Origin of the sequence: Rhizobium sp. CCGE531, from assembly GCF_003627795.1 — a bacterium.
Lineage (GTDB): Bacteria > Pseudomonadota > Alphaproteobacteria > Rhizobiales > Rhizobiaceae > Rhizobium.
Genome location: NZ_CP032685.1, coordinates 935,059 through 954,948 on the forward strand (window position 1 = coordinate 935,059; position 19,890 = coordinate 954,948).

Here is a 19,890-nt window from a genome sequence, read left to right on the forward strand (position 1 = left end):
ATCGGATGACTTTACGATTTAGCCGGCCGATGGCTTCACGTCAATGCCGTTTGCCCGGAAGGGATAGAATGGCTAGTTGTGGCGCCTCGCCTTTTCGAAGAAAAGCAGCAAGGCAAGGCCAAGCAGACCGGCCGTAGCACCGATAAGTGCCGTTCCGGAATAGCTGCTGATCGCCGTGCCGATGGCGAAGAGAAGAGCGCTCAAGCCTGCACTGAGGAAGATATTGACCGATATGAGAGCGCTGCCGAGACCGGGACGCTCGGCGATCAGATCCTGCAGATAGGTGATGGGAATGCTGATGAGCGCCGCGGCGCCGATGCCGCTGATGAGGGTCAGCGCATAGACGTGCCAGGGCTCGTAGGCCAATCCGAGCAGGACCAGGTAGACGACGTAGATGACCGTGCCGATCGCCAGCTCCATGACATGGGTCATGATCCGCTGCGCGCGTCCCCAGAGGATGATGAATATGACTTCGAGAAGGGCGACGATCCCGACGAGGATGCCGATATCAGCCACCGTTCCGTGCGCCGCGCCGGTGACAATGAGCGGCAGAATGGCGCCGTTGACATGCAGCGTACTGCTGATCAGCGCGACTGCGATCAAGCGCACGAAGACCGGTGGCGAAATGACCTCGCCCAGCGCAGCAAGATAGGAAAGATGGTGCGCCGCCGCCCTGTCGGTTCCGTCCTGATGCGGAAGGAAAACGGCGATCAATCCGAAGCAGACCGCGCAGGCGAGGCCCGCGAAGAGATAAGCCGGCAGCATGCTCGCTGAATTTGCAAGCAGCGCGCCGGTTATGCCGGGCACCAAAACCCAGGAGAGCGAGATCATCGCACGGACGCCGGAATTGACCGTGGCGACATCGTTGCGCTCCATTCCGCTTGTCGCGACCCTGACATTGGCAAAGAGCAGCGAGTTAAGGGAGCCGTAGACCGGCAGGAAAAGCAAGGCGCTGAGAATGAAAGTCGCTTGCGCCGGAACGACATAGACGGCGCCATAACCCAGCACACCGAAAATGGCGACCGTCAGCATCATCACGCGGTATTCGCCGAGGCGGTCGGCCAGATTTCCCAGCAGGATGCTGACGACGACATTCACCGCCGCCGCGCAGAAGATCAGCGTCGAATATAGTCCGTTGCTAAGCCCGAGTTCGCGGATGCCGACGATCGACTGATAGGGCGATGTCGCGGCTCCGGCGAAACCGAAGGCAAAGATGGCAAGCATGCTCACCCGGATGGTCGGGTCGCGGAAAACATCAGGAAGAAGGCGGGTCATCGGCGGGTCTAGGATTTGAGAATTACCCGGAAGCTGGGCGAAATACTTGTCGCCGCCGATCTTTCCGTCAAAGGCGATCAAGACGCAAATGGTTGCATCGCGCTTTGACTCATCCGGCAGGGATTGTCCACAGCATTCATCGTATCAATCGCAGCAATCGGGCTTCAGCCGGGCATCGCCCTCGAATAGGCGGCCAGGATGAAGCGCTCCGCCTGATAGAGATATTTCTCCAGCGCTTCGGTGGCACTCGCCGGCACCCCTTCCTCGAGGTGCGAAAGAATGGTCGCGTTCTGGCCGACATAGGGAGCATGCAGATATTCAGGATCGCGGATCAGGCCGAAGACGAGACGCAGTTCCAGGGAGATCTGCGCATAGAAGGCGGAAAGCCTGGGACTGTCGGCCAGCTCCACGATGGCGGCATGAAAGGCGATATCGGCGCTGCCGACCTCCAGCCATTCGCCACGGTCGCGATGCTGGACAGCGGCATCGACGGCCGCCCGCATCTTGTCGACGCTCGGATGCCGGTGATGTGCATTGGCAAGCGCCGCACATTCGATCAGGCGGCGAATATGGAAGATATCCATGATCGTCGAGATGCTCGGGGTGGAAACGAAGACGCCGCGATTGGCCTCATGGCGCAGCACGCCGTCTTTCGTCAGCAGCCGGAACACTTCTCGGAGCGTATTGCGCGAGACCTGCAACTCCTCGCAAAGGGCCGCCTCGGACAGGTGGCTGCCGGGCGACAGCGTGCCGCTGATCACGCGCTCGCGGATACGGGCGGCGGTCAGCTCCGCGACCGTCTGCCCGGTCTCCACCGCTGCCGTCGGCTCGATGCTCGCAAGATTTGTCTGCTTCATTTGCTCTCCCGGCGCCTGCGCTCAATCGTCTGCCGATACCCGCCTATATCAATCATTTCCTGGAAAGCGAGTAGCAATCCCATGCTTGTCTGCGGCTGTCAGAATGTCCCTGACGGAGATGTCCGTTGGACGATTTGTGCAGGTTTGTCCCCATTTTTGATTGCGAGCACGAAAATTGTTCAACAATATAGACCAGATTGTTGTTTGATGCTATCTCAAGCCCTAACAAATATAATGGGAACGCGGATACAGATGTTCATGGAACGCCCGTTTTGTAGAAAACGTCACCCCGCCTTGCCAGGCTTGAATTGATATGGGCGTGCACATGCTAGTATCCGATCTCAAAGGCGACCTCGGCGAGGTCTTTAGCGCGTTTGATGAAAAGAGCGGCGGCGCCATCCCGTGCTCCATGAACGACCTTCCCAAGGCCGAGGTAAGCGCATGACGAATGCGATGGGCGACAACAAACCGCTTCTGTCTGTGGCGGATCTGACCGTGCGGTTCGGCGAAAACCGCGTGGTCGAAGGGCTTTCCTTTTCGGTCGAGCCGGGCCGGACGCTCGCGGTGGTGGGCGAATCCGGCTCCGGAAAATCCGTGACCTCGCTTTCGATCATGCGCCTTGCCGATATGATGGGTGCGCGCTTCGAGACTGGCAGCATCCTTTTCAACGGGAAAGACCTGCTCAAGCTCTCGCAAAAGGATATGCGCTCCGTTCGCGGCAAGGAGATCGCCATGATCTTCCAGGAGCCGATGACCTCGCTCAATCCCGTTTTCACCATCGGTGACCAAATCTGCGAAGTCCTTGTTCTTCACGAAAACATCGGCAAATCCGCCGCAGTGGCGGAAGCCCACCGCCTTCTCGAAATGGTGCGCCTGCCGGATGCGGAGGCGCTGTTGAAGCGCTATCCGCATCAGCTGTCCGGCGGCATGCGCCAGCGTGTCATGATCGCCATGGCGCTCGCCTGCCGCCCCAAGCTCCTGATCGCAGACGAGCCGACGACAGCGCTCGACGTGACCATCCAGGCGCAGATCCTCAACATCATGCGGGACCTGCAGAAGGATCTCGGCATGGGCATGATCTTTATCACCCACGACATGGGCGTGGTTGCCGAAATGGCCGACGACGTGGTGGTCATGTGGAAGGGCAACAAGGTCGAGGAAGGCCCGGTGCGCGAGATATTCGCCAATCCGAAGCACCCTTATACGAAGGCGCTGCTGGCCGCGGTGCCGAAGCTTGGCAGCATGACCGGCCAGGATTTTCCGAAGCGCACGCCTTTGACCGTGCTCGATGGCGGCGAGCCGAAAGTCGTCGGTGAGGAACGGGTGCAGAATACCGCCCGCTACGACCAACAGCCGCTGCTGTCGGTGCACGATCTCTTCGTACGCTTTGATATCAGAAAGAACATATTCGGCCAGGTCACGCATCGCTGCAGCGCCGTCCAGAAGGTCGCTTTCAACATTCATCCCGGCGAGACACTGGCGCTGGTCGGCGAATCCGGTTCCGGCAAATCGACCATCGGCCGCACCATCCAGCAATTGCAGAAGGCGCGCTCCGGCGAAATCACCTTTAACGGCAAAAGCTTCGCCGCCATGTCGGCGCTCGAGCGTTTCCGCCTGCGGCGCGATGTGCAGTATATTTTCCAGGATCCCTTCGCTTCGCTCGACCCGCGCAAGACTGTGGGATTCTCGATTGCGGAACCGATCAACACGCACGGCATCATCTCCGGATCGAAGGCGGTGCGCCGCAGGGTGGACGAGCTTCTGGAGCGCGTCGGCCTGACGTCTGCCCATGCCGATCGCTATCCGCATGAGTTCTCCGGCGGTCAACGCCAGCGCGTCTGCATTGCCCGCGCGCTTGCCTCCGACCCGAAGCTCATCATCGCCGACGAAGCCCTCTCCGCCCTCGACGTGTCGATCCAGGCGCAGATCATCAATCTCCTCATGGATCTGCAGGCCGAGCGCGGGCTCGCCTATCTGTTCATCAGCCACGACATGGCCGTAGTGGAGAAGATCAGCCACCGCGTCGCCGTGCTCTATCTCGGCCAGATCATGGAGATCGGCAGCCGCCGGCAGGTCTTCGAAACGCCGATGCACGCCTATACGCAGCGCCTGCTCTCGGCCGTGCCGATCGCCGATCCGACGCAGGAACGCCGAACCGCCCTGAGCGAGGGAGAGATCCCCAATCCCGTCCGCCGTGTCGGCGACGAGCCGCCGGTTCTGGCTCACGAGGAAATCAATTCAGGCCACTTCATCGCCAAGAGCGCCTGACCGACCGCCAACCATTGCATCGATCTGAAGAGGAAACAGGGTCAATGAGAAAAATGAAATGGGGATTGAAAACGGCTTTGACAGCGCTTGTCCTGTCGAGCGTCGCCATCAACGCCGAGCCCGCTTTGGCGGCGGGCAAGTTGACGGTGTCATCGTCGCAGGATCCAGGCAGCTGGGACCCGATCGATACGTTCCTTGTGGCATGGGCGGCCGTCTCGACCAATATCTTCGATGGGCTCACCTATCGCGGCCCCGACCTCAAGCTGGTCCCGGGCCTCGCCGAATCCTGGGAAGAACTGGATCAGGGCAAGCGCATCCGCTTCAAGCTGCGCCACAACGTGAAATTCCATGACGGCGAGCCCTTCAATGCCGATGCGGTGAAGTTCACCTTCGACCGCCTGCTCGGCGAACAGGGCGCCAAGGGGCCGCAGCGCTCGAACTATACCGCGATCGACAGCGTCGACATTATCGACGACTACACGGTAGACATCAAGCTGAAGACGCCCGATCCGGTGCTGCTGACCAAGTTGGCCGGCTATGGCGCCATGATCGTGCCGCCGAAATACATCAAGGAAAAGGGCGAGGACTATTTCAACCTCAACCCGGTCGGCACCGGCGCGTTCAAGTTCGTTTCCTATACGCCGAAGGTGAACATCAAGCTCGAAGCCAATCCGGATTATTGGGGCGGCGCGCCGAAGCTCTCCGAGCTCGAATATCGCTTCATCAGCGAGCCGGCGACGGCGGTTGCCGAGCTTCAGGCCGGCCGCGTCGATCTCGTCATCCCGCCGACCATCCCGATCGGCATGCTGCCGGTCATCCAAGGCGACTCCAAGCTGGAAATCGCCAGCGTTCCCGGCCCGACGGTCGATGCGCTGCGCTTCAACACCCGCGGTGGCATTACGGCCGATCCGCGCGTGCGCAAGGCGATCATCATGGCCGTCGATCGCGACACGATCGTCAAGTCGATCCTCGCAGGCCAGGGAACCGAGATCGTCAGCTTCCAGAACGCCCTGTCCTTCGGCTACGATCCCGCCCTGAAGCCGCTCGCCTATGATCCGGCAGGCGCCAAGAAGCTGCTCGCGGAGGCCGGCATCAAGCCTGGAGCCGCACTCCAGATCGACATTCGCGGCAATGACGCGACCATGAACGAAGTGGCGCAGGTCGTCGCGAGCTACCTGCAGATGGTTGGCCTGACGGCCACCATCAAACCTTATGAAACCAACGTTCTGCTGAACGACATCATCCCGCAGGGCAAGACCGGCGCGATGTTCCAGCAGAAATGGGGCGGCTGGACCTTCGACTACGACAACACCGCCTATTCGATGTACCACTCGGGCGAAAAGTGGAATCCGTACGAAAAGGATGCCGCTCTCGACAAGCTGCTGGAATCGCAGCGCCCGCTCACCGATCGCGCCGAGCGCGAGAAGGTGCTGAAAGACATCGGCAAGTATGTCGCCGACAAGGCGCTGGAGCTGCCGCTTTACAACAGCAATGCGATCTACGGCGTCAGCAAGCGGGTCAAGGGCTTCGTGCCCGCACCCGATACCCGTATCAAGCTGAACGAAGTCACCGTCGAATAGTCGTCAAACAAGACGCCGCCGGCTCAGTCGGCGGCGTCGTCCGAAAGCTCTTAGGGTAAAAACGTGGCCGGTTTTCTCATCAAGCGATTGCTGCAGGCGATTTTCGTCGTGATTGCGATCACCCTTCTCGTCTCATTCGCCATTCGCCTGACGGGCGACCCTGCTTTGATGATGTTTCAGGGCGGCGGCAGCATGACGGAAGACGATCTCGCACGCATTCGCACCGCACTCGGCACGGATCAGCCCTTCCTCGTGCAATATTTCACCTTCTTAAAGGGGCTGCTGACGCTCGATTTCGGGCGCAGCTTCACCGGCGGCACGCCGGTTTCGCAACTGATTGCCAACGCCCTGCCCGCGACGTTGCTGCTTGCCTTCATTTCCATGGTCGTGTCGATCGCGCTGTCCATTCCGCTCGGGATCAAGGCGGCGACCGCGCGCGGCAAGACGGCGGACCAGATCATCCGCGTTCTCTCGCTGCTTGGCCTTTCCTTCCCGAACTTCTGGCTGGCGCTGATGCTGGTGCTCTTGTTTTCCGTTACGCTCGGCTGGCTGCCGCCAAGCGGCATGGTCGGGATTTCGAGCTACATCATGCCGACCGTGACGATGGGCGTGATCCTGACGGCAACCAATGTGCGTTTGGTGCGCACCGCCATGCTAGAGACGTTGCAATCGCAATATATCATGGTTGCGCGCGCCAAGGGCCTCAGCGAGAGCAAAGTGCTCTACAAGCATGCGCTGCGCAATTGCGCGATACCACTCATCACCTATTTCGGCATCCAGTTCGGCGGGTTGCTCGGCGGCATCGTCGTCATCGAGCGCGTCTTCAATTGGCCCGGTCTCGGGACGCTTGCATTCGATGCCGTAGGCGCCCGCGACTACCCGGTGCTGCAGGGCGTCATCACCGTGCTGGCGCTCTTCATCGTCGGCGTCAACCTTCTCGTCGACATCGCCTACGGGCTTGTCGACCCCCGTATCCGCACGGAGTAACGCCGATGGCCGCCACGATCTCACGACGTTCGCGTTTCCTGAGCTTCGAATTCATATTCGGCGCATTGCTCACCGTCGTTATCTGCCTTGCCGTACTTCTCTCCGATGTCCTGTTTCCCGGCGGAGCGGAAAAGATCGATCTGATGGCGAGGCTAGCGCACCCCTTCGCCAGCCTCGCCCATCCGTTCGGCACTGATCCGCTCGGGCGCGATGTGCTGGCCCGCGTCGTCGCGGGTGGACGAATATCCCTGCTCGTCGGCCTTACCTCCGTGATCGGCGGCGTGGTCCTCGGCGTGCTTGTGGGACTTGCTGCGGGTTACTATCGCGGCATCTGGGATATGATTCTCATGCGCTTCGCCGATATTCAACTTGCCATGCCCTTCATTCTTCTGGCGATCACCTTCATCGCCATCGTCGGCGGCAGCCTCACCAATACCATCATCCTGCTGATCGTCTCGCAATGGGTGCAATATGCTCGCCTGGTGCGCGGCTCGGTGCTGAGCCTGCGTGAGCGGGAATTCATCCTCTCGGCGCGCGCGATCGGCGTCAAAGACTGGCGCATCATCTTCCAGCACCTGCTGCCGAACCTCGTCGGGCCGGTGATCGTGCTGATGACGCTGAACATCGCCAACAATATCCTCCTGGAAAGCAGCCTCACCTTCCTCGGCTTGGGTGTCGACCCCACCATTCCAAGCTGGGGCGGCATGCTCGCCGATGGCCGCACCTATCTGCAGACGGCCTGGTGGGTCAGCCTCTTTCCCGGTCTCGCAATCCTCTTGACCGTGCTCGGCCTCAATCTCCTTGGCGACTGGCTGCGCGACAGCCTCGACCCGACAGGCAGAACGACAAGGTAAGACATCATGACCCTGATTTTCGAAAGGAGCTTTGAGCGCACGCTCTCGCGGCTCGTCGCCGATGCCAAGGCCGGCCAGAATTTCGAGGCTTGGACCTTCGATGACCGCCAGAGCCGACTGGCGGCGGAGCGCCAGCTGAAGGAAAAGGGCGTGCAGGCCCGCATCCGCAGTGCCTACAAGCCGCTGGTGAATGCCTTCGTCGAAGAGATTGAACTGCAGGATGTGGATGCAATCGAGATCCTCTACCCTGTGCATCCCAATGCGCCGGACAACCGCTTCCGGCTGGAAGCCTATCCGCTTGCGGCGATGGTCGGCGATCGCGAGATCGCCTTTGTCGCGAGAGCCGACAGCGAATTTCATTATGACGTTTTGTTGAAGACCAATGCCGGCAACGAGCGCCGATTGAGAGTGCTGGTGCCCAACCGCGTCCATATCGATGCGGCGGGTGAAACGAGTGTTTCCCCGACCGGCTGGCTGGTGCGCGAAGGTAATGCGACGGGCGAGCGACTACTTACCGACTACGAAGGGCTCTTCGAGGAGACCATCGCCGCGATCATCCACTTCGACTGGGGCGCAAGCGAACCCTATTTCGAAGAACTGAATATCCGCGCCGCTCTGCCGGCGACGGATGAGGCTTTGCCCGTCGGCGACGAAGTCATGAGTCTGCGGGAAGCGCTGCACGAGGACTTCTATTTTTCGCTGCTCGAATTTTTCCAGAAGAAGTCCGGCCGGCCGCTGGGCGACCGTGGGCTGAAGCCGGGGCAGATCGTTCCGCAGATTCTGCCATCCCCAGGTGAAGTCTCCGTGAAAGTGGAAACGCAGCCGCTGACCTCCCGCTTCTGGGAGGGAGCAGAGCAGCAGATCGAGACGGCAGCGGAACCTTTGGCCGTACAGCAGATCGAAGCCGTGCTCGCCGGGATCGGCGGCGAGGCGTTTGAAGCAGCTACGCGCTCCGGCCGCGTCGTCAAAGCAAGCTATATCAAGGGTCGCGATGCCGCCGTGATGATCAGCGGCGGCCAGCACGCCAATGAGACTACTGGCGGCGCGGGCGCATTACGTGCCGCACAACGGCTCGCCGGGATCGAAGGCGCGCATTTCACCATCTCACCGCTGGAAAACCCCGATGGCTATGCGCTGCACCAGCGCCTGCGCAAGGATAGCCCGCGCCACATGTATCATGCCGCCCGCTATACCGCGCTCGGCGACGACCTCGAATACCGCACCGAGGACAATGCCGGCCCATATCTCTACGAGAAGAAAATCCGCTTCCAGGCGGAGGAACTGAGCGGCGCGCAGCTGCACGTCAACCTGCACGGCTACCCGGCGCATGAATGGACACGCCCACTTTCCGGCTACGTTCCCCGCAATTTCGCCATGTGGACGCTGCCGAAGGGTTTCTTCCTGATCGCCCGCTACCATGCCGGCTGGGAAGCTCAGGCGGAGCAGCTTCTGGACAAGGTCACCAGACATCTCGGCACCATACCGGGGCTTTTGGACTATAATGATCGACAGATCGCGCTTTACGAAATCCATGCCGGCGAAACCGGCTTCCGCATCATCAACGGCTTCCCCTGCCTCGCCAATGTCGACGATCGCCACACCGTGCCGATGACCTTGATCACCGAATATCCCGACGAGACCATCTACGGCGAAGCGTTTGTCGCCGGTCATACCGCGCAGATGGAAACCGTGCTTTCGGCCTACCGCGCCTGGCAGGGGATCATGGCGTCGAGCTAAGCGGAATGAGCTGAGCGCACCATGTCCAGAAATGCAGTCATGGCGCTGGATGCATAGGCATCCGAGCGACGCACGAAGAGCGTATCCACCAGCGATCGCTCCGGCGGAAGCTCATGGATCGCAACCCGGCCATCCCTGCAGGCGGCGGCGACAACGCCTCTTGGCAGCAGCGTGACGCCGACGCCGGCCGACACGCAGCTGATGATCGTGTCGAGGGAGCCGAATTCCAGCGGCTTCGACGTGACGATGCCCATATCGGCCAGAAGCGACTCCAGCCGCTGCCGATAGGAACATCCGATCTGGAAGACGATGGTCTTCAGATCGGCGATACCGGCCAAATCTTCCATCGCACGGATGGCCGGTGACGTGACAAGAACCAGCTCTTCGCGAAAGACCACCGCGTGATCGAGATCGGGATAACTGACAGGACCTGCCACGAATGCCCCCTCGACCTTGCATGCGACGACATCGTCAATCAGCCTGCGGGTCGTGCCTGTCGTAACGACGAGGCGCACCTGCGGATAGGTCTTGGCAAACTCACTCAACAGCGGCGACAATCGCAGCGCCGTGGTTGTCTCCAGGCTGCCGATTGCGAGCGTTCCGCCCGGCGAGCCGTCGTCCCGCGCGGCGCTGCCCGCTTCGGCCAGAAGCTTTGTGATACGGCCGACGAACGGCAATATGCGCTGCCCCGCCGGTGTGGTCGACACGCCCCTCGCATGCCGCTGGAACAGGCTGACACCTAGCTCCTCTTCCAACGCCCGGATGCGCGCGGTCACGTTCGACTGGACCGTGTGCAGCTCCTGCGCCGCGCGATTCATGCTGCCGTGTCGCGATACGGCTTCGAAAACCCTGAGATCGGCCACATCCATTCTACCTATCTCCTTTAGAGATAACTCTTCTCATAATTATTCAGTTTTTATGATATACGCCAAGGCGTATTCTCTCAAGCACCGAAAAGCTTGAGAGAATATCCATGACCGACGCGACGACACATGAAACCGAACGGAACCATCAGGGTGCCCAGCGCGCATGGCGCGCCATTCTGTCGGCGTTTTGTGCCTGTCTGATCGGCATCGGGCTCGCCCGCTTCGCCTATACGCCGCTTCTGCCTGCCATCGTCGATGCGCATTGGTTCGAGGCGTCGGCGGCCGCCTATCTCGGTGCGGCAAACCTTTCCGGCTATCTGGTAGGCGCCTTGCTCGGACGACCGGTCGCGGCACGTATTTCCACCATCCTGACGCTAAGGATCATGATGCTTGCCGCAACCGCAGCCTTCTTCGCCTGCGCCTTCCCAATCAGCTTTCCATGGTTCTTCACCTGGCGTTTCGCGGCCGGCCTTGCCGGTGGTGCCCTGATGGTCCTAGCGGCGCCGACCGTCCTGCCGCTTGTCGCGCCCTCCCGCCGCGGGCTTGCCAGCGGCGTGATCTTCATGGGCATTGGCGCTGGCGTTGCCCTGTCGGGCACGCTGGTTCCTCTTCTCCTCCAGCAAGGCCTACGCGAAACATGGCTCGGTCTCGGCATCCTGTCGCTGCTCTTGACAATCATTGCCTGGGCTGGATGGCCGCGCGACATCGCCAGCCATTCCGTACAGCCCCACCATGCCACGCACGTGCCGAAGCGCTGGACGCTGCGCGCGCTCTATATCGAATATGCGCTGAATGCCGCCGGCTGGGTTCCACACATGATCTTCCTCGTGGATTTCGTTGCCCACGGCTTGGGAAAAGGCCTGCAGGTTGGCGCGGAATATTGGGTGCTGTTCGGCCTCGGCGCGACCATCGGCCCGATCCTTGCCGGCCATCTCGCAGACCGCACCGGTTTTGCCGCGGCGCTGCGGTTTGCCTTTCTGCTTGAAGCCTTCGCGGTCGTCATTCCCGCCCTTGGTCTCGGACAGGCATGGCTCATCGCTTCGAGCCTGATCGTCGGCGCATTCGTGACCGGCACGGTTCCCTTGATGCTCGGCAGGATCGCGGAATTGCTGCCACACCACCCGGCGCAGCAGAAAGTCGCCTGGAGCCTGGCAACCGTATTCTTTGCCCTGTTCCAGGCAGCAGCCGCCTACGGACTTTCCTTCGTCTTCGCCCGAACCGGCGGAAACTACTACGTGCTCTTCTTCATCGGAACCGGCGCCATGGTCCTGGCCTTGGCGATCGACCTCGCCGTCGCGGTGTTCGTCCGCACTCCTCGGGAGTACGCCCAGGATCATGACACATAAAAATAGGAGCCTCGGACATGGCAAAGCTTTTGACTGAAATCACTGGCGGTGAAGACATGGTGGGCGACGGCGGCGCCCTCGATGCGCTCATCGACTTCTACCGCGCCTTCAATGCCGGCGACCTGGATGCCTTGGCCGCCAATTGGGTCGATGGCGACAAGCCAAGCATGGACAATCCGATCGGAGGCATCAGGCGCGGATGGCCTTCGATCCGCGATGGTTATCAGAGGCTGTTTACAGGGAAGGCGAAGGTTCGGGTCGCATTCCATGACTTTACCAGCCAGGGCGGCGCTGATTGGCATCTGTTCGTCGGGCGAGAAAAAGGAAGCTGCGTCACAGCCGACGGGAGCATCGAACTTCGCATTCGCACGACGCGCTGGTTCACTAAGATCGATGGCGTCTGGCGGCAGCTACATCATCACGGCTCCATCGAGGAACCTGCCCTGCTTGCAGCCTATCAGCAGATCATCTTCGGTGCGCCGCTGGATCGGCCGGCGTAGCTTTCGTCGCAAGATTTTAATCGCACGCGCGATATCATGCCCACATGGCGCCAAAGTTTCGGGCAAGTTGAGGTTCATGAGGCATTTTCTGCTGTTGCTCGCCGGCTTGTCCGCCGTCTGCCTGGCTGTATTTGCGCCGCCGGCGCATGCGGAGGGATTCGTCCGCGCCGATCATCAGCAAATCGTTGATGGCAAGGATCATCAGCTGCTTCTGCGCGGTCTCGGCCTTGGAGGATGGATGGTGCAGGAAGGCTACATGATGGGCCTTTCCAATCTGAAGGCGCAGCACGTCATCCGCCACCGCATTTCCACGCTCATCGGCCAGAAAAGGACCGAACAGTTCTACCAGTCCTGGCGCGACAATGGCGTAACGAAAGCCGATATCGACGCGATGGCCGGATGGGGCTTCAACAGCGTGCGCCTGCCGATGCACTGGAAATTGTTCCTCAAGGACAGGCGCGGCAGGGATGGTTCAAGGCATATCGTTTGGAACGAAGAAGGCTTTCGGCGAGTCGATGCGCTGATCGGCTGGCTGAAGGCCAACGATATGTATCTGATCCTCGATTTGCATGCAGCGCCCGGCGGCCAAGGGCATGATATCGCCATTTCGGACCGCGATCCGAATGAGCCATCGCTATGGGACAGCAGCGAAAACCAGGCGACAATGATCGCCCTCTGGAGCGAGATAGCGCGTCGCTACAAAGATGAACCAACGATCGCGGGTTACGATCTGCTCAACGAACCGAATTGGAACTTTCAAGACGAGAGCAACAAGGGCGGCTGCCGCGAAACCGAAAACCGACCCTTGCGCGACATCTACGTGCGCACCATTCGTGCAATCCGCTCGATCGACACCAACCACATGCTGATCATCGAAGGCAATTGCTGGGGCAACAATTATGCCGGCGTGCTTCCGATCGAGGATCGCAACACGGCGCTCAGCTTTCACAAATACTGGACGCCGACGACGCAGGAATCGATCGAACCGTTCCTGAAGCTGCGCGAGCAATATGACATGCCGCTATGGAACGGCGAATCCGGCGAAAATAATAACGGCTGGTACGCGCGCGCCGTGGCGCTGCAGGAGAAGAACGGCATCGGCTGGTCATGGTGGCCCCTGAAGAAAATCGGCGCAGGCAACCCGCTCGAAATCAAGACGAATCCAAATTACCGCCAATTGACCGCCTATCTTCGCGGAGAAGGCAAAAAACCTTCGGCCAAGAATGCCTTCGCGGGATTGATGCAGCTGGCGACCGACAGCCGCTTCGACCAGAATATTACGCATCAAGGCGTGATTGACGCATTGATGGGGGCTTCGCGCAAACCAGCCACGCCCGATTAGGGCCGTTTGATCATTCGCGTAACTGAATTCGCCCTACCCCACGGCGTGCCGGATCGTCTTCGACAGGCGCAAGAGGAACCGGGGTCTCGAGGAAGCAACGAGCTTCCATGAGAGGATCGCTTTTGCCATATGGCGGGGAAGGACGCCGACGGAAAGAAACCAGGCGGCCAGCATCGCACGGCGCCTTCTGGATGCGTTCATCTTCAGGCTGGCGACCGCTCCGGCGGCGCCGAGAGAGAGCCGGGAATCGTCGGCAACAGGATGTTGTTCCCTGTCGATGCAGAGCGATGCCAGGCGCTCCTCCAAATGCACCGGATCGCGCAGACCGGCATTCTGGGGTACTTCCAAGCCGATTTCCGTTGCCTGATCCGACAGGGCTTCCAGCCGGCGAAAATCATGCTGTATGCGCCAGCGCGCGCGCTGGCCGAGCCTTTCCGCAAAGACGGAATGGTTGGCGCCGTGAATACGATAGGCACCGAGGCAATCATCGATGGATGTCACCTCCCCATGCAGGGGCGCAACCGTCGCCAGATACCCGTCGGCGCCCTGTCGAAACTCCCGCTCCGGAACGGGCATCACCCTGTCGAGAACCGAGCGGTCGAATGCCAGGCCGCTCGTAACGGTCGTCTGGTAGCGCCCCTTTCGCAACAGCTCCGGAGTGACATCGCCGGAATCGAAGGAGAGTTCCGCTGGTGGAAACACATCCTTCACCTGCATATACTCATCGACGATATGCAGCCTGAACTGCACCTGAGCTGTCTTCTCTTCCCAGGCCTCGACCACCTCCGATACCGCATTCGGATAGAGATAATCATCTGCATCGAGAAACAGCACGATCTTGCCGCGACTGGATGCGAAGCCTGTGTTGAATGCTGCGGCATGTCCGCCATTCACCTCTCTGAAACACGTCTTAATTCGTGAGTCATAAGAAGCAATGACATCGGCTGTCGCATCCGTCGATGCATCATCGACGACGATGACTTCGGCATTGTCGTAGTTCTGCTCCAACGCGCTGTCGATGCTGCGCCTCAGAAAATGGGCGTAGTTGTAATTCGCAATAACGATGGAAACTGGAATGCGGTCGTGGATGGAATACATCGCATTGAACCTCGCAGATCTGCTTTGGCCGCGGCGAACCTTCTCATCAGGTCCTTGTGATTGAATCTGCTGCCGGCGGGTGGGCATGACGCGCGAGTGGCGCCACAAATATCAGGCAGCGGCTGTCTGGATCGTGTCGATCCGTCTTACGTTCCCAAGCCTCTTCAGTTTTATGGCTTTTAAATGACCGGCACTCCTGATTTGAATGCCGGTCGTTCCATCCGCTACGCTGTCGCTTCAATTTGCCTTGTAGCGTTGAGCGGCCGAAGAACGTGACAGATGAGGCAATAGCGCTTGTCGCGCAGCTTCATAAGCCTTCTGCAATTCGGCATCTTCCAGCGCCGGGATCGTCACCAACTCGCCTTGGTCAAATCCCACCAGGGAAGCATCGACCATCTCCTCTGCGGACATCACGATCGCGGAAGGCAGATGTTCCACGGATGTGCCCGCAACCGCCCAGAATTCCGTGGCCGTCGCCCCAGGCAGAACAGCCTGTACGCGAATATTCTTTTCAGCGAGTTCATGATTGAGCGACTGGCTGAAGGCGAGCACGAAGGCTTTCGTGCCGCCATAGACGCCGTTCAGCAGTTCCGGCGCGATCGCGACGATCGAGGCGATGTTGATGATGGAGCCGCCGCCGCGCTTCACGAAGCCCGGCACGACGGCATAGGTGAGCCTCATCAGCGCCGTGACATTCAGCTCGATCATCTGCTGCATCTTGTCCACCTCGGTGTCAAGCAAAGGTGCCGTTCCGCCAAAGCCGGCATTATTGACGAGCAGAGTGATCGTCTCATTCGTCTTCAACACCTGCTCGATGCGGTGCAGGTCTTTCGCGACACTCAGGTCGGCGGTGATGGTCTCTACCTTCCGCCCCGTCTCCGTGCTCAATCGATCCGCAATAGCCGAAAGACGCTCCCCATTGCGCGCAACCAGAATGAGGTCGAAGCCTCGCTTGGCAAGCCGATGCGCGTAAATGGCGCCAATGCCTGAAGAAGCGCCTGTTACCAATGCTGTTCCTAATGAATTCGCCACTGTTTCGATCCTTGTCTTGCGGCGCACCTTACTGCGTCGAACAGATAATACGTTCGAAACCGAATGGCCGAAATGTCATATTCACGACGTTTTCGGACATGGGTGATCGATGAAATCGAGCTGACTTTGGCTTAGATGCCGGAAACAGGAGAGAGCATGACGAGACGACCACGCCGGAACCACAGCCCGGCTTTCAAGGCGAAGGTGGCGCTTGCCGCCATCAGGGGTGAACAGACGCTGGTGGAATTGTCGCAGCAGTTCGACGTGCATGCCAATCAGATCAAGCAGTGGAAGGACCAGCTCCTTGAGGGGGCGACAGGCGTTTTCGGCGATGACGCCAAAGCGGAACCGGCGACTCCGACCGTCGATGTCAAAACCCTGCACGCCAAGATTGGGGAACTGACGCTTGAGAACGATTTTTTATCCGATGCGCTCGGCAAAGCCGGACTGCTGAGCGGAAAGAAATGATCAATCGCGAGCACAAACTGTCGGTCGTGCGCCAGGCGAAGCTTCTCGGCTTCAGCCGTGGCAGTGTCTATTATTCGCCGCGCCCTGTGTCAGACGGCGATCTGGCACTGATGCGGCGGATCGATGAACTGCATCTCGATTACCCGTTTGCCGGAAGTCGGATGTTGCAGGGGCTTTTGAAGGCGGAAGGGCTTCAGACAGGACGGCTTCACGTTGCGACGCTGATGAAGAAGATGGGCATTGAGGCGATTTATCGTCGTCCCAACACGTCGAAACCGGCACCTGGTCACAAGGTCTATCCGTATCTGCTCAGGAAGCTGACGGTCACCAGACCCAACCAGGTGTGGGCAATGGACCTGACCTACGTCCCCATGGCGCGGGGCTTTGTCTATCTCTGCGCCGTCGTCGATTGGTTCAGTCGCCGAGTGCTTTCATGGCGGCTGTCGATCACGATGGAGACGGCCTTTTGTATCGAGGCGGTTGAGGAAGCTCTTTGCCGATATGGAAAGCCAGACATCTTCAATACCGACCAGGGATCGCAGTTCACCTCCATCGACTTCACGGCGGTGCTGAAGAAGGCCGGGATTGAAATCTCGATGGATGGCAAGGGCGCATGGCGGGACAACGTCTTCGTCGAGCGGCTCTGGCGGTCGATCAAATACGAGGAGGTCTATCTCCATGCCTACAAGACCGTGTCCGAGGCCCGCGCTGGCATCGGCCGCTATTTGACCTTTTACAATACCCGACGTCCACATTCATCCCTTGACCGGCAGACGCCGGACCAGGCTTACTTCAACGCGCTGACACCGATGATGGTGGCGGCATAATCGAGGCGGAAATCCACTTAGCCAAACGTCGCAAGCTGTTCAGACAAACCGAGCCACCTCTAAGCTCTTATGGAGCCATCGGATACTGTCGAGGGTAATGCGCTGCAATTGCACCTTCGATGGTGCAGCCACCAACCTCGTTAGCTCTGTTGAACTATCACTATCCATTCCTTTTGAATAAGGAACGATGCGGGCGTTCGGCGACATCACAAGTTTTAACGCTTCAAAGCTTCCTGTTTGATCCACGGACCGAACAGGAAGCTTCGAAGCTCATCGATAACTGCAAGATCAAAGCCCGTTCGAAGCGAGCTTCGTCCTCTTTCTTATTCAGCGGCGCTTACGGCCTTCGCCTTGCGAGCGCGCTTCGGCCTTGCCGCTTCCGCGACGACCGGCGCGGCAGCTGCGGGAGCAGCCTTTGCCCGAGTGGCCTTCGGTGCCGACTTGCTTGCGGCAGGCTTAGCAACGAGCTTTGCCGCTGCAGGCTTGGCCTTTGCCTTGCCCTTCGAGGCAACTGCCCTGCCATCCGTCTTTGCCGCATTCAGAAGTGCGACGCGACGCTGGCGGTTCTGCTCAAGCGCCTGCTGGAAGCCGACATCCTTTTCCGCATGATAGGCAAGATCGTCGAGAAACTCCGCGACATCCTTGACCGTTTCGACGACGACATAGCTCAGCCCATGACCGGCATTGATGGAGTCACGACCGACCGTCACGCCAAAACCACCGGGGACGCGCTGGAACCAGGTGGAGCGCCACTTCCTGAAGCCGGAACCATCGCGCTCGTACTCCTCCAGATATGCCTTCTGTTCCGCTACTCGCGCACGAAAAGTATCAACAACATTCCGTGCACCAGTCTTCGGCTTATCAGCCTTCTTCGAAGACCATTTATCGAGAAAGTTTGCCATTAGTCTGCTCTCTTCAGGTTAGCGTTCCTTGCCAAGCCGCCGTTGCTCATGAAGCAACGACGGAGCTCCTCCACATGGATGCCCGCACAAATGTAAAGGATAGATGTATAATGGCAACATCAGCCGCTATTATTATCGATAGTTGGACCTTGCAGCTGCATCATTTGCCGCTCTTTTGACCCACGAAGCATGAATTTTATGGCTTTGCCCTATCGTGAAAGCGGCTGCATCATCGATGGAGCCGCATGATCCAGCCATCTGCCTGTCGGAAATGCTCTTTGGCGCTGCCAAAAATTAGCAAGACTATCTACCGATCAAGTAATGCCGGCTTTGGCTTTCATCATGCTTTGTTGTCCGGCAAACTCATGCCGGTTCGCCGCAACGGTGCCCGGGGGCGAGGGTATGTACTCCCGTTTCCCGTCCGTATTCATCTCGATCCCAGCGCATATTGCTCCTTGTTTCCATTCTTCTCCGTACCGCCTGCATCACGCCGGCGCCTGCACGGACAGCGCCATGAAAGCCGGTCGCATGGGGCACCATGACCTGGCGTCCTGGCCGGCGCTATCCGCACCGGCCAGGACAACGGATTATCAGGCCGCCCGCTTCAGCGCATCGCCGAGTATAGAGACGATCGTCTCGATCTCGGCGCGTTCGATGATCAGCGGCGGGGAGAGCGCGATGATATCGCCCGTTACGCGGATCAGCAGGCCCTTCTGGAAACAATCGACAAAGATGTCGTAGGCGCGCGTGCCGGGGGCGCCATCGCGCGGCGCGAGCTCGATGGCGCCAACGAGGCCGAGATTGCGGATATCGACCACATGCGGCAGGCCCTTCAGGGAATGCAGCGCCGTCTGCCAGTCATCCGCAAGCTCGCTTGCACGCGTCAGCAGGCCTTCCTCCTCGTAGATTTCCATGGTCGCGAGACCGGCGGCGCAGGCGACCGGATGCCCGGAATAGGTATAGCCGTGGAAGAGTTCGATCTGGTTTTCCGGGCCGGTCATGAGGCCATCATGGACCTTGCGGCTGGCGAAGACCGCGCCCATCGGGATCGTGCCGTTGGTGATGCCTTTCGCGGTCGTGACGAGATCGGGAACGACACCGAAATACTCCGTCGCAAACGGCGTACCGAGACGGCCGAAGCCGGTGATCACTTCATCGAAAATCAACAGGATGCCATACTTGTCGGCAATCGCCCGCAATCGCTCCAGATAGCCCTTCGGCGGCAGGATGACGCCGGCGGAGCCGGACATCGGCTCGACAATGACGGCGGCGATCGTTTCAGCACCATGCAGCGCGACCAGCCGCTCCAGATCTTCGGCAAGCTCGATACCATGGGCCGGAAGCCCCTTGCTGAAGGCATTGCGCTCGATGTCGAGCGTGTGGCGCATATGATCGGCGGGAATCTGCGGGAAGACGCGGCGGTTGTTGACGAGACCGCCGACGGAGATGCCGCCGAAGCCAACGCCGTGATAACCCTTTTCCCGGCCGATGATGCGGGTGCGCGTGCCCTGCCCGATCGCACGCTGATAGGCGATGGCGATTTTGAGCGCGGTGTCGACGGATTCAGAACCCGAGCCGGTGAAGAACACACGGTCGAGCCCGGCTTCCGGGCCACCCGGCGCATGTGCGGCGAGCTTTGCGGCAAAATCGAAGGCGATCGGATGACCCATCTGGAAAGTCGGGGCAAAGTCCATGGTGGAAAGCTGGCGTTCGACCGCCTGTGCGATCTTCTTGCGGCCATGGCCGGCGTTGACGCACCAGAGGCCCGCCGTCCCGTCGAGCACCTTGTTGCCGTCGACATCGGTGTAATACATGCCGTCGGCGGCGGCGAGCAGCCGGGGTGCTGCCTTGAACTGCCGGTTTGCCGTGAACGGCATCCAGAAATTGTCGAGAACTGGGGTATTGGGATGGGTGATCTTATCCATTGTCGCCTCCATTGCGCTGTCCCTGA

The 19,890-nt window shown here is 59.7% G+C and carries 16 protein-coding genes; 9 read left to right on the forward strand and 7 right to left on the reverse strand.

The features are described from left to right. Nucleotides 1–72 precede the first annotated feature (72 nt). Complete coding sequence (locus CCGE531_RS23820) at nucleotides 73–1,275, reverse strand: MFS transporter (RefSeq protein WP_120669367.1); 1,203 nt, start codon at nucleotides 1,273–1,275, stop codon at nucleotides 73–75. A gap of 164 nt (nucleotides 1,276–1,439) precedes the next feature. Then, nucleotides 1,440–2,132: a GntR family transcriptional regulator gene (locus CCGE531_RS23825; RefSeq protein WP_205586507.1), complete on the reverse strand. Its 693-nt coding sequence runs from the start codon at nucleotides 2,130–2,132 to the stop codon at nucleotides 1,440–1,442. A gap of 441 nt (nucleotides 2,133–2,573) precedes the next feature. On the opposite strand from CCGE531_RS23825, the gene CCGE531_RS23830 reads away from it, so the two are divergent. The 5 genes from CCGE531_RS23830 to CCGE531_RS23850 all read left to right on the forward strand — a co-directional run bounded on the left by CCGE531_RS23830 (nucleotide 2,574) and on the right by CCGE531_RS23850 (nucleotide 9,558). Further along, complete coding sequence (locus tag CCGE531_RS23830; RefSeq protein WP_162943986.1) at nucleotides 2,574–4,400, forward strand: ABC transporter ATP-binding protein; 1,827 nt, start codon at nucleotides 2,574–2,576, stop codon at nucleotides 4,398–4,400. Nucleotides 4,401–4,444: 44 nt separating this feature from the next. Next, nucleotides 4,445–5,980, forward strand: a complete 1,536-nt coding sequence (locus tag CCGE531_RS23835) for an ABC transporter substrate-binding protein (RefSeq protein WP_120668379.1) — start codon at nucleotides 4,445–4,447, stop codon at nucleotides 5,978–5,980. A 63-nt stretch (nucleotides 5,981–6,043) separates the two neighbouring features. Further along, a complete protein-coding gene (locus tag CCGE531_RS23840) occupies nucleotides 6,044–6,967 on the forward strand; it encodes an ABC transporter permease (protein ID WP_120668381.1) in 924 nt (307 codons plus the stop codon). Nucleotides 6,968–6,972: 5 nt separating this feature from the next. After that, nucleotides 6,973–7,821, forward strand: coding sequence for an ABC transporter permease (locus CCGE531_RS23845; RefSeq protein ID WP_120668383.1), 849 nt, complete (start codon nucleotides 6,973–6,975; stop codon nucleotides 7,819–7,821). Nucleotides 7,822–7,827: 6 nt separating this feature from the next. Beyond that, entirely contained in the window at nucleotides 7,828–9,558 is a 1,731-nt protein-coding gene (locus CCGE531_RS23850) for a M14 family metallopeptidase (protein WP_120668385.1), read from the forward strand. Here CCGE531_RS23850 and CCGE531_RS23855 read toward each other — a convergent pair. Next, nucleotides 9,555–10,427 (reverse strand): LysR family transcriptional regulator, encoded by an 873-nt coding sequence (locus CCGE531_RS23855; RefSeq protein WP_120668387.1) that lies wholly within the window; start codon nucleotides 10,425–10,427, stop codon nucleotides 9,555–9,557. The two genes, CCGE531_RS23850 and CCGE531_RS23855, sit on opposite strands and share 4 nt — an antisense overlap. Before the next feature lie 104 nt (nucleotides 10,428–10,531). Between CCGE531_RS23855 and CCGE531_RS23860 the strand changes: the two genes are divergently transcribed. The 3 genes from CCGE531_RS23860 to CCGE531_RS23870 all read left to right on the forward strand — a co-directional run bounded on the left by CCGE531_RS23860 (nucleotide 10,532) and on the right by CCGE531_RS23870 (nucleotide 13,612). After that, nucleotides 10,532–11,770 carry a YbfB/YjiJ family MFS transporter gene (locus CCGE531_RS23860; RefSeq protein ID WP_120668389.1) on the forward strand — a complete coding sequence of 413 codons (1,239 nt, stop codon included), beginning with the start codon at nucleotides 10,532–10,534 and terminating at the stop codon, nucleotides 11,768–11,770. Between the two features lie 17 nt (nucleotides 11,771–11,787). Then, the gene (locus CCGE531_RS23865; protein ID WP_120668390.1) at nucleotides 11,788–12,270 is read left to right on the forward strand and encodes a nuclear transport factor 2 family protein; all 483 of its coding nucleotides are present in this window, start codon (nucleotides 11,788–11,790) and stop codon (nucleotides 12,268–12,270) included. Between the two features lie 76 nt (nucleotides 12,271–12,346). Further along, entirely contained in the window at nucleotides 12,347–13,612 is a 1,266-nt protein-coding gene (locus CCGE531_RS23870; RefSeq protein ID WP_120668392.1) for a glycoside hydrolase family 5 protein, read from the forward strand. 33 nt (nucleotides 13,613–13,645) lie between these two features. Here the strand turns inward: CCGE531_RS23870 and CCGE531_RS23875 are convergent, their stop codons facing one another. After that, nucleotides 13,646–14,710, reverse strand: a complete 1,065-nt coding sequence (locus CCGE531_RS23875) for a glycosyltransferase (RefSeq protein ID WP_120668394.1) — start codon at nucleotides 14,708–14,710, stop codon at nucleotides 13,646–13,648. Nucleotides 14,711–14,947: 237 nt separating this feature from the next. After that, nucleotides 14,948–15,742, reverse strand: coding sequence for an SDR family oxidoreductase (locus CCGE531_RS23880; protein WP_120669373.1), 795 nt, complete (start codon nucleotides 15,740–15,742; stop codon nucleotides 14,948–14,950). A 156-nt stretch (nucleotides 15,743–15,898) separates the two neighbouring features. Between CCGE531_RS23880 and CCGE531_RS23885 the strand changes: the two genes are divergently transcribed. Continuing rightward, nucleotides 15,899–17,037 (forward strand): IS3 family transposase gene (locus tag CCGE531_RS23885; protein WP_162943987.1). Its coding sequence is split into 2 segments (ribosomal slippage): nucleotides 15,899–16,157 and nucleotides 16,157–17,037, totalling 1,140 coding nucleotides; the frame shifts between segments, so codons are not numbered across the junction. 323 nt (nucleotides 17,038–17,360) lie between these two features. Here CCGE531_RS23885 and CCGE531_RS23895 read toward each other — a convergent pair. Together CCGE531_RS23895 and CCGE531_RS23900 are read right to left on the reverse strand one after the other, a co-directional pair. Then, on the reverse strand, nucleotides 17,361–17,939 hold the full coding sequence (locus CCGE531_RS23895; RefSeq protein WP_120668398.1) for a hypothetical protein: 579 nt from the start codon (nucleotides 17,937–17,939) through the stop codon (nucleotides 17,361–17,363). Between the two features lie 590 nt (nucleotides 17,940–18,529). Continuing rightward, the gene (locus CCGE531_RS23900; RefSeq protein WP_120669375.1) at nucleotides 18,530–19,864 is read right to left on the reverse strand and encodes an aspartate aminotransferase family protein; all 1,335 of its coding nucleotides are present in this window, start codon (nucleotides 19,862–19,864) and stop codon (nucleotides 18,530–18,532) included. Nucleotides 19,865–19,890: the final 26 nt, after the last annotated feature.